Consider the following 10526-nt stretch of genomic DNA (forward strand, 5'->3'; position numbering starts at 1 on the left):
TGGGCATGACCCCGGAGATCCACCTCTACGCCGAGGGCAACGAGGCGGTGGTGGTGGGGCGGAAATAGCCGATCCCGTGTCTAAGGGGATCCACCGCGCCGGAAATTGCTCGTTACCGAGGGGAGCAAAGATCTCGGAGTGGCCAATCCCGGAACCGCTCAGGAGGGAGGGTGCCTGTGGGAGGGGCTACCACCCCGACTGGGATCGGAGGCCCTTCCTGTCGCGGCCAATGGCCGCTCCCACAGGAGACGATCCCGAATTCCGGCCTACTTCCTGAGGGAACCGGATAGCCAATTTTCAGATCAGCCAGTTCGCCACTCTTAAACCGGGGACCCGCTGAAACTCGGCCCTATTGGCCGTTACCAGGGTAAGGTCCAGAGCCCGGGCATGGCTGGCAATGAGCATATCGTTGGGGCCAATGGGCCGGGCCTGTTCCTGGAGGCCCCACCGGATCTCCGCATAAGCCTCATCGGCAGGGCTATCCAGCGCTAATACCTCGATGGCACCCAGCACCGCTTCCACTTGGGCCCGAAGCTTGGGCGAATCGCTCTTGTAGGCACCGAATCGGAGCTCGCTGCTCGCGACGATACTGGTAGCCACGGCATTTTCCCCTACTTCGGCAATTTTCCGGGTGATCGGCCCGTGGGGGTGTCGCACCAGCTCCGAAAGGATATTGGTATCCAGCAAGTACTCAAGGGCCATCAGCTAAGGTCCACCTCGCCCGGCTCCCCCAGATCCCGATCCACGTCCGGGAAATCGACCTCCAGGGTTTCGAGGTTTTCCAGAACCTCCAGCAACCCCTTTTGGGGCACCGGCTCGATAACCAAATGGTCCCCTTCCTTGCGGAGAATGGCCTCATCCCCTTCCAGCTCAAATCCCTTGGGGATCCGAATGGCCTGGTTCCGACCATTCCTAAACAGGCGGACGAGCCGTTCCGATTCCATTCTCGGTCCTCCGTCACTCGCATGGCATATGCTTAAACATAGGCCAGCGACCTATCCCCGTCAAGCTCCGCCCACCATGGGCCCAGCCCAGATGGCAGCATGGCCTTGCCGAGTCCCAGGGCTTCGCCTCTTTCCAGAGCCCCATAGCCACCAACGGGATTACCTTCCTAAACAGAAACCGCCTATCCGGTTGCCTCAGGACGAACCTCCCTAAGCGGCGTCCATGGGGGTTTGTCATTGCGAGCCCGACCACTCAGGGATGAGTGGTCGGGCGTGGCAATCTGCTTTTAGGGGCGCCGCTGCGCTCGCGATGACCGCCTCCCCGGCCCGGAGCACGTTCCGTTAGGGTAGGCTCCCGCCCGCAGCTCCTGAACCAAGCGGATAGCCCCATTCCAAAACCTGACCCGATTACCCAGCAGGTTCAGCCGCCTCTGCCCGGACCCGATTGGCACCGGTAGGAGCCCAATTCATTGGGCGAGCCGTTAGCCGCCGGCTCGGTTGACCCCAAACCTCGCCCGGCCAAGCCGGGCTCCTACAGCCGAAACCGGGCGGGCTGGCTGAACCGTTTGGGTATTCAGGTTCCAAAAAGCGGGCAAAGAGCCGATACCCGGCCCCGGGAAGATGAGGCGGAAGTCGGTGTCCGGTGGACTCAACCGGGCCCTTACCGAGCCAGTGCCAGCCCCAATGCCGCCAGTACCCCCAACAGGACCAGCCCGTGAGGCCCGCCTGCCCCTGGCCGGCCCCACTGCCAGGGCCTCCACGGAGGGAGGGACGCTTTCCGGTCCAACGGGGGCTCCTGTAAACAAGGTCTTCCCACTCAGTGGGTCTAAGGCATTCTCCTTGACCAAAATACAAATTTCTGTTTTTTAAATATTTTCCGGTATAGGGCAAGGATCGAGCAGGAGGGGCGGATGCAACGGGGGATTTACAGGCTGGGACCGGCTACCCGGATAGCTTCGGATTTTCCGGTGCTTTACGAAGAGGAGCCAAAACGGTAAAGGAGAAGATACCGGGTTCCGGGCCTTGGCGAAGGCGAGCCGTAAAGCCGGTCCGGATCACCCCAGTCCTTCATCCCACGGCGCTAGGTGACAGGCTGACCGGTACGCCTACCGACCGCATTCAAGGCTTATCGGGCTTCCGTGGAATCGGCCATTCGGGCCGTCATGAACCGCATCCCACGGAAACGGCCGCCAATCCATCCAACACCCGGTACCTGGCTGACCTTGGGATGGGCGGCCGTTGACGGCGCAGGGGAGGGTTATACTGGGAAAGAAAGGGGGTTCAACGTTTATTCCGGATTGGAAGAAGGATGCCTCACGGGCGCACCGAAGAACCCCTTGGCCCCTGGCAGCAGGTGGTGGTCCTGGCCTTCCTGGTGGTAGGGACGTGGTACCTGCTCTGGCGCCTCACCACCTTCAATCCCGATGCCCCGGTTTTCTCCTGGGCCGTGTACGGCACCGAGGTGTACGGCTTCTTGGGGGCCCTGCTGCACACCTTCATGGTTTGGCGCCTCAGCCGCCCCGTGCTGCCCGACCCGCCCGACCCCGGGCTCAGGGTCGATGCCTTCATCCCCACCTACAACGAGCCGCCCGAGCTGGTGCGTCGTACCCTACTGGCTGCCCGGCACATGGACTATCCCCACACCACCTGGCTGCTGGACGACGGCAACCGGGCGGAGATGCGGGCCCTGGCGGAGGAGCTGGGGTGCCGCTACCTGGGCCGGGAAGAACGAACCGCCGGAAAGGCCGGCAATTTGAACCACGGATTGGCCCACAGCGTCGGTGATCTGGTGGCGGTGTTCGATGCCGACCACGTGCCTCGCCGGGATTTCCTGGTGCGCATCCTGGGCTATTTCCGGGACCCCGGGCTGGCTTTCGTGCAGACCCCGCAGGACTTCTACAACCTGGACTCCTACCAGCACCGCCGCCAGCCCGGGCGCGGTTTCATCTGGACCGAGCAGTCCCTGTTCTTCCGGGTCATCCTGCCGGGCAAGGACCGTAACAACGCCGCCTTCTTCGCCGGAAGCTGCGCCGTAGTTCGGCGCTCCGCCCTGGACGCTATCGGCGGTTTCGCCACCGGGACCGTCACCGAGGACCTGCACACCTCCCTGCGGCTGCACAAGCGAGGCTTTCGCTCGCTGTATCATCCCGAGTCCCTGGCCTTCGGCCTCGCCCCGCCCTCGCTGCGACCCTTCCTGAGCCAGCGGGTGCGATGGGGGGTGGGGGCTATGCAGGTGTGGCGGCGGGAGGGGGTGCTGACCGCGCGGGGGCTCACCCTGGCGCAGCGGCTGAACTATCTGGCCTCCATGGCCACCTACTTCGACGGCTGGCAGAAGACGGTCTTCTACCTGGCACCGGTGGTGGTTCTGACCACCGGGGTCATGCCCATCGCGTCCTTCGGCTGGCCGTTCGTTGCCCATTTCCTGCCGTACTACCTGCTGAACTTCTGGGCGTTCGAAGAGCTAGCCCGCGGCTACGGCCGCAGCGTCTACATCGAGCAGTACAACATGGCCCGCTTCGCCGCCTTCCTGCGGGCGACGCTGGGCTGGTTCCAGCGAGGCGGCCACTTCCGGGTGACCCCCAAGGGCTCCGCCGGGGCCCAGGACCCGCGCTGGTACCTGGCGCCCCAGTCCGCCGTCCTGGCGCTCAATGCCGGGGCCGTGATGGCCGGCTCAGTGCTGATGGCCGGCGGGTCGTGGCTGGCCCCGGGGGCCTACCTGGCCAACCTGTTCTGGGCGGGGCTCAACATCTGGCTTGCCGCTGCGGTGGTGGTCTTTACCCTCCGCCTGCCCCGCCGGCGCGGGGACTACCGGTTCCCGGTGGCGGTCCCGGCCCGGGTCCAGCCCGCCGACGACAGCGCGGTCCCCCAGGTAGTCCTGGTGGGCGACCTCTCCCCGGCGGGGCTGCGCCTGCGCTTTGCCCAGCCGGCGCCCTGGCTGCAGGTGGGGAGTGTCGTGGACGGCGAGATCCTGCTGCCGGGGGGTGAGGTACCCTTCCGCGGCGAGGTCCGGGACCAGCATCCCGGTGGTGGCGGGAACGCGGGCTGGGAGGTGGGCCTGTCCCTGACTGCTCTGGCCGAGGCCGACCGCGATCAGCTGACCCTGTTCCTGTACGGCTCCGACCTTCAGTGGCGCTTCTTCCGGCTGCGCGAGGCGGCGCCTACCCCGCTGCAGTCCCTGCGGGGGTGGCTCCGGGGCGGGGCCTCCGAGCCGCCACCAGAGGCGGGACAGTGGCTGCCCGTAATCGTCCGCTGCGAGCCCGACGAGCCGGAGGAGATCCCCGGGGTGGCGGCGGTCGACACCCAGGAGCAATTCACCCGCCTGGCCCTGCCTCAGCCCCTGCCCCCGGCGAGTCGGCCCCGCCTAATGCCCCCGGGGACGCAAGCGGGGGTGGTGGTGCATCCGGGGGGGAGACCACGCGCCTGGACTCTCCAACCGGCCCCTTCTTCCAGTACGAGGTGACACCCCTTGCCTCCGAGAATCAGGACCTTTCCCATGCGCCCTCGCTGGATCCTGGCCTGGCTGCTGGCCGCTAGCACCCCCGTCGGCGCCGCCAGCCCGGTTTGGCTGGCCGGCACCGAGATCGGCCCGGACACCACCTACGCCTACGCCGGGGTGGTGGCCCCCGTGGGCAGCGGCAGCCCCCTGGGGGACGGCTGGTTCCAGCGCTACTGGTTGGACTGGTTGCGCTATACCTACGAGGGCGCGGCAGACGAGGTGGAGGCCCGCGCCCCCGGCGCCGAGGCGGCCTGGGGCTATCAGTGGCCGCTGGCCGGGGGCAAACTGGGGGTTTCGGCGGGAGCGGTTTACCGCCATACCACCCTGGATCCATCCCGGGCGGAGAGCGCGGTGCAGGGGGCGCGCTGGGGAGCCAAGCTGCAGGCGGCGGGGCGGACGACCCCGGGCCCTTGGCGCCTGCGTGGCATAGTCAGCTACGTGGTGGGCATTGATGCCTACTGGGGGCGGTTGCGGGCCTTCCGCGGGCACGGGCCGAGCCTGTGGCCTGGGGCCGAGGTCGTGGCCCTGGGCGATCCGGAATACCAGGCGGTGCAGCTGGGAGCCATTCTGGGACAAGTGCCTCTGGGCCCCGGGCGGCGCCTCACCCTGAAGGCGGGCGCGCGCCTGGACGGCGCCGACGGCGCCACGCCCTATGCAGGGGTGGAGCTGGCGTGGGGGGCTGGCGGATCCTCCTAGCCATCTGTTTCCTGATACGAAAAGGAACAGAAGTAAAGTCTTCCAGCCCGTCCGGGGGGAGGCAAACCGCTCCGGGGACCGCGGCTCAGTTTCGCCGATCTAAAGGACTGCGCGGGGGCGCGCAGCGCACACCGCGGCTCGGACACGCCGAACTAAAAGGCCACGCGGGGGTGCCGGAGGCGCACAACCCTGCCCTTCGGGATCCCCCAGTCGCTTATTGCCTCCGCCCCGGGACGGGACCTGACAAGACTTCTGTTCTCCTTAGCAATCCCGATGGCTAAGAGGCCCCAGCCACGCCCGCTTTTTGCTGTGCGCCTTCAGAAGCAGGGCCAGAAAGCCCATGAGCTGGCTATCGCGAGTCGAAGCGGCTGGGATCGCCGAGCTAAACGGCTACGCGGCGGCGCGCTGAGCAGCTGGCGGTACCGCCCGTACCCGCAGGGACCGGTTTCGCTAGCCCGGCAGGGGATGGACCATCCTCTTCAAGCCCTTACCGCCCCAGCACCATCCCCAGCACCGCCGCCAAGCCCAGCAGTACTAAACCGGTGGCGCCCCAGCCGGCCAGGGCCGCCTCGCCCCGGCGCAGGCGCCCCGATGCCTCGCCCAACTGCTGCCGGATCCGACCCCTAAGCCGCCTTCGGGGGAGAGTGGGCAGCGCCCATGGCCAGCCGGGGAGGGGCAGCAGGGCCAGCAGGTCGCCCACCGGCACCGCCGGGCCCCAGGGCCGGGCGCCGCGCCAGCGGATCAGCGCTGCCGCCGCCACTCCGGCCACCCCCAGAGGCGCCAGGGTGCCCGCCAGGCCCTTGGTCACCGAGTAGGCGGCGCCCGCGGCCAGGGGCGGCCAGGCCCACGGTACCGCCAGCATGGCAATGGCCAGCCCCAGGGTGGCCAGGCCCATGGACCGCGCCGTGCCGTTGCCCCCGCCGGGCAGCACCACCAGCACCCGGGCCATGAGGACGGCGGTGACCACCGCGCTGGCGGTCAGCCACCAGCCGGCCGGCCCGTAGGCCGCCGGCAGGGCCCCCAGCGGCTCCTTGAGCAGGGCCTTGGCGGCGGCCCCGCCGGTGGCCGGCAGTCCGGCCATGACCAGGGCCCCCAGCCATACCGTCAGCCGGGCTGCGGCGCCGCCGCCGGCCTCCAGCCAGCCCACGCCCAGGAACAGGGTGCCCTTGGTCAGGGCGTGGTGGACCGCGTAGGCCACCACCGCGGCGGCCAGCGCCGCCGCCTCGGGGCGGGCCCAGGCCAGGCCCAGGGCCGCCGTCATCACCCCCATCTGGCTCACCGTGGAGTAGGCCAGCACCACCTTGGGCCGAGTCTGGGTCAGGCCCACCAGCCCGGCGTAGAGGGCCCCCACCGCCCCCAGCCCGGCCATCATCAGCCCCCAGAATTCCGGCGTCTCCGGCGGTGGGAAGCGCAGCCAGCCCAGCAGCCCGGCCTTGACCATGGCGCCGCTGAGCACCGCGCTCGCCGGCACCGGCGCCACCGGATGGGCCAGGGCCAGCCAAACGTGCAACGGCAGCACACCCGCCTTGATCGCCAGGCCCAGGGCCAGCGCCGGCCAGGTGCCGGGGAATCCGCCGGCCAGGCCGACCAGTCCCACCAGCAGCCCCACCTCGCCGGCTACCGCCAGGATGATGTAGACCCGCCCGGCGCGGCGGGCCTCGGCGTCGCCGTGGTGGACCACCAGGCCGTAGCTGGCCAGGCTCATCACCGCGAACAGGGTGTAGAAGCCCACGGCGTCCACCGCCACGATCAGCCCCAGGCTGCCGGCCATGGTCAGCTGGAAGAAGCCGTCGAAGCGCCACCGGCGCGCCTTGCCCGCCAGATAGCCCCGGCCGAAGAGACCGGCGGCCGCCCACAGCAGGCCGGAAACCGCCAGCAGGGGCCGTCCCGGGCCTTCCAGGCGCCACTCGGTACCCAGCAGCAGCCAGTCGGTGGTGGCCCCGGCGCCCTCGGGTAGCAGTGCCGCCGCCAACAGCGCGGGCAGCGCCGGGATGGCGGCGGTGCCGGCCACCAGCGCCCGGGCCCGCGGCAGCAGCGCCAGCGCCGCCCACAGCAGCGGCAGCGCCGGCACCAGGGGCAGGAGGACGGCCGCCGGGCTCATGGTGCGTAGGCCCGCTGCGCCACCAGCTCCGCCCAGGCCAACGGGCTCAAGGGGCTACCGGCGGCCACCCCCACCACCAGGGCCGTTACGGCCGTTGCCGCCGGCGGCAGCAGGAGCAGCCAATGGGTTTCCAACCGCCCGGGTGAGCCGTGGTCGGCCCACTCCCCCGCCACGGCCGGGCGGAACCAGGCCCGCTGGAGGATGGGCAGGAAGTAGGCGGCGTTGAGCCCGCTGCTGGCGGCGAGCACCGCCAGCACCCAGACGCTGCCCGACTCCAGGGCGCCCAGCCCCAGGTACCACTTGGTGACGAACCCGGCCGTGGGCGGCACCCCGATCATGCCCAGGGCGCTCACGGTGAAGGCCGCCATGGTCAGCGGCATGCGCCGGCCCACGCCGTCCATGCGGCTGATGCGGTGGATGCCCAGGGTCTCGGCCAGATTGCCGGCGGCGAAGAACAGGGTGATCTTCATCAGGCCCTGGTGGATGATGTGGACGATGCCGCCCACGGTGGCGATGGGCCCGGCCACCGCCACTCCCAGGCCGATGTAGGCCACCTGGCTCACCGTGGAATAGGCCAGGCGCCGCTTGAGATCGTCCTGGGCCAGGGCGCGGAGGGAGCCCCACAGGATGGTGACAGTGGCCGCCACCACCAGGATGTCGAGCAGGCCTAAAACCTCCGCATGGCCGACGCCGTAGACGTCGTAGACCAGCCGCACGATGCCGAAGGCGCCGGCCTTGACCACGGCCACCGCGTGCAGCAGGGCGCTGACCGGGGCGGGGGCCACCATGGCCCGGGGCAGCCAGCCATGCAGCGGCACCATGGCCGCCTTGACCCCCACTCCGGCCAGCATCAGGCCGAACGTCGCCACCGCCACTGCCGGGGCTACCTCGGGATTGTCGGCGATGGTCCCGCCGGGGGCGAAGGTCACCGGGCCCGCCGCCGCCTCCAGCCACACGATCCCCAGCAGCAGCAGGGCGCCGCCGGCCAGGGTGTAGCGCAGGTAGGCGGCGGCGGCGCGCCGGGCCTCGGCGGTCTCCCGGTGGGCAACCAGCGGGTAGGTGGCCAGGGTCAGCAGCTCGTAGAAGAAGAAGAAGGTGACCAGGTTGCCGGCCAGGGCGATACCGGCGGTGGCCGCCACCGACAGGCTGAAGAAGCCGAAGAAGCGGCTGCGGTGGGGCGAGCCCTCCAGGTAGGCCACGGCGTAGAGGGTGGTCAGCAGCCACAAAAACGACGACAGCGACAGGAACAGCAGGGCCAGGGCGTCGGTGCGCAGGGCCAGGGGCCGTCCCGGCAGCCAGGGAAGGGCCACCTCGGCGACGGCACCGAGGGCCACGGCCCCCAGCAGGACGATCACCAGCCCCAGCTTGCCTCCAGCGGCGCCCAGGTTCACGGCCGTGCGCAACCCGTGGCGCCCCTCGGGGATGAAGAAGATGATCAGGCCTGCGAAACCGGGCAGGGCCACGGCCAGGATGGGCAGCAGCCCGGTCACGATCCGGGCCCCACTACCGGCCCGGTACCCACCAAAGGCGGGGCCCAGGCCGCCGCCACACCCAGGGCCGTCACCACCAGCCCCAGGCCCAGCGCCGCCCACTCCATGGCCCGGCTCGGGGGCCGAGCGGGGACGGCCGGGGGACGGGGGTCCAGTCCGGGCTGGAGGATGCGGTAGAGGTAGGCCGCCGACAGCAAGCCACTGGCAAGGAAAGTCAGGCCAAGACCGAAGCGCCCCGCCGACAGGGCCTCCTGCAGCAGGTACCACTTGGCCACGAACCCGCCCGAGGGCGGCAGCCCCGCTAGGCTCACCGCTGCCAGGGCAAATGCCATCAGGGTCAGGGGCCGCCCGCGTAGCCCGACCGCGGCCAGCGGCCAGCGGTCGTGGCCGGCGGCGCGGATGACGTTGGCCGCTCCCAGGAAGGAAGCGCCCTTGGCCAGGGCGTGGGTCAGCGCCAGATAGGCCACCCCGGTGGCCGCCTGCGGCGATTCGCCGGCAAGGCCCAGGCCCATGGCCAGAAAGCCCATCTGGGCCACGGTGGAGTAGGCGATGATGCCCTTGAGCCGGCCCACCCGCAGGGCCTGCACCGACCCCCACAGCACGGCCGCACCGCCCAGGACCGCCAGCACCTCGGCCCCCGCCGGCAACGGCAGCACCACCAGCCAGCGCCAGGCCAGAAACAGCGCCGCCTTGACCACCAGGGCCGACAGCACCGCGCTCACCGGGCCCGGAGCGCGCGAGTGGGCCGGCGGCAGCCAGGTGTGGAGGGGAAACAGGGCCGCCTTGAGCATCAGACCGGTCAGGATCAGGGCGCCGGCAACGCCGGTGACCGAACCGGCCGGGGCCGCCGCCGACAGCGCCGCCAGATCCAGGGTCCCGGTGGTGGCGTACAGCAGCGCCACGCCGCCCAGGTAGGCGGTAGCCCCGGCCAGGGACACCAGCAGGTAGCGCAGCCCCGCCGCCAGGGCCGGCCGGCTGCCGTCCAGGGTGACCAGGGCGGCGGCGGCGAGCCCCACCAGCTCCAGGGCGACGTAGGCGTTGAAGGCATCGCCGGTGATGAACACGCCGTTGAGCGCCGCCCACAGCAGCAGCCACAGGGCCCAGAAGCCGGTGACCCGGGCGAAGTAGTCGCGGGCGTGGACCGTGGCCGCTAGGCCCACCAGGGCGCTCGCCAGCAGGAACACCACGCTCACGCCGTCCACCCGGATCCGGATGCCCAGCCCCGTCGGCCAGCCTCCGATCACGAGATTCAACGGCCCCTCGGTGGCCACTCCGGCGGTGGCTACTGCCACCGCCAAGGTGACTCCCGTGGCTGCCGCCAGGCCCACAGCTGCGGCCGCCCGAGGGGCCAGCCAGGCGATCACCGCCGCGGCCAGAGGCACCAACACCATGAGCAGCGCCGCCTGAGCCATCAGGGATCGCCCTCCCCGTCCTTCTCCGCCAGCCGCGCCAGCAGCACCAGGGCCACGCCGGTAATAGCGACGGCCACCACGATCCCGGTCAGGACCAGGGCGTGGGCCACCGGATCGGCGCCGCCGCGCCCAGCACCCGCCGCCAGCGCCAGGAAAACCCCCGTGCCGGCGACGTTCAGCGCCACGATGCGGCGCAGGACATCGCGGTGCAGGAAGGTGGCGATGCTTCCCAGGACCGCCAGGAACAGCCCCAGTCCCAGATAGATGACCGCGGTCACCGCTGCCCTCCGGTCACGGGGCGGCCGCCGGCGAACAGCTGGCTCAGCAGGACAGCGATGGACAGCGCCGCGGCCGCCTCGATGGCCAGGATCCAGGCCTTGGCCCAGG

8 protein-coding genes are annotated in these 10526 nt (G+C 70.3%); 2 read left to right on the plus strand and 6 right to left on the minus strand.

All coding sequences use genetic code 11. The features are described 5' to 3' along the window. Nucleotides 1-297: 297 nt before the first annotated feature. Together V5A19_RS12665 and V5A19_RS12670 are read right to left on the minus strand one after the other, a co-directional pair. Entirely contained in the window at nt 298-702 is a 405-nt protein-coding gene (locus V5A19_RS12665) for a type II toxin-antitoxin system VapC family toxin (RefSeq protein WP_332319446.1), read from the minus strand. Further along, a complete protein-coding gene (locus V5A19_RS12670) occupies nt 702-944 on the minus strand; it encodes an antitoxin (RefSeq protein ID WP_332319447.1) in 243 nt (80 codons plus the stop codon). Before V5A19_RS12670 ends, V5A19_RS12665 begins: the two co-directional genes overlap by 1 nt. 1309 nt (nt 945-2253) lie before the next feature. On the opposite strand from V5A19_RS12670, the gene V5A19_RS12675 reads away from it, so the two are divergent. Together V5A19_RS12675 and bcsS are read left to right on the plus strand one after the other, a co-directional pair. Next, nucleotides 2254-4404, plus strand: coding sequence for a glycosyltransferase (locus V5A19_RS12675; RefSeq protein ID WP_332319448.1), 2151 nt, complete (start codon nt 2254-2256; stop codon nt 4402-4404). Nucleotides 4405-4437: 33 nt separating this feature from the next. Then, a complete protein-coding gene (gene bcsS / locus V5A19_RS12680) occupies nt 4438-5136 on the plus strand; it encodes a cellulose biosynthesis protein BcsS (protein ID WP_332319449.1) in 699 nt (232 codons plus the stop codon). A gap of 487 nt (nt 5137-5623) precedes the next feature. Here the strand turns inward: bcsS and V5A19_RS12685 are convergent, their stop codons facing one another. From V5A19_RS12685 to V5A19_RS12700, 4 genes are read right to left on the minus strand one after another with little or no spacing between them, the layout of a single operon-like run. After that, nucleotides 5624-7237: a complex I subunit 5 family protein gene (locus V5A19_RS12685; protein ID WP_332327874.1), complete on the minus strand. Its 1614-nt coding sequence runs from the start codon at nt 7235-7237 to the stop codon at nt 5624-5626. Continuing rightward, a complete protein-coding gene (locus V5A19_RS12690; RefSeq protein WP_332327875.1) occupies nt 7234-8727 on the minus strand; it encodes a proton-conducting transporter transmembrane domain-containing protein in 1494 nt (497 codons plus the stop codon). The genes V5A19_RS12685 and V5A19_RS12690 overlap by 4 nt, the downstream gene beginning before the upstream one ends. Beyond that, complete coding sequence (locus tag V5A19_RS12695; protein ID WP_332327876.1) at nt 8724-10139, minus strand: complex I subunit 5 family protein; 1416 nt, start codon at nt 10137-10139, stop codon at nt 8724-8726. The genes V5A19_RS12690 and V5A19_RS12695 overlap by 4 nt, the downstream gene beginning before the upstream one ends. Further along, nucleotides 10139-10417: an NADH-quinone oxidoreductase subunit K gene (locus V5A19_RS12700; RefSeq protein ID WP_332319775.1), complete on the minus strand. Its 279-nt coding sequence runs from the start codon at nt 10415-10417 to the stop codon at nt 10139-10141. The genes V5A19_RS12695 and V5A19_RS12700 overlap by 1 nt, the downstream gene beginning before the upstream one ends. Between the last annotated feature and the right edge of the window lie 109 nt (nt 10418-10526).

Origin of the sequence: Thiohalorhabdus sp., assembly GCF_036628635.1 — a bacterium.
GTDB lineage: Bacteria > Pseudomonadota > Gammaproteobacteria > Thiohalorhabdales > Thiohalorhabdaceae > Thiohalorhabdus.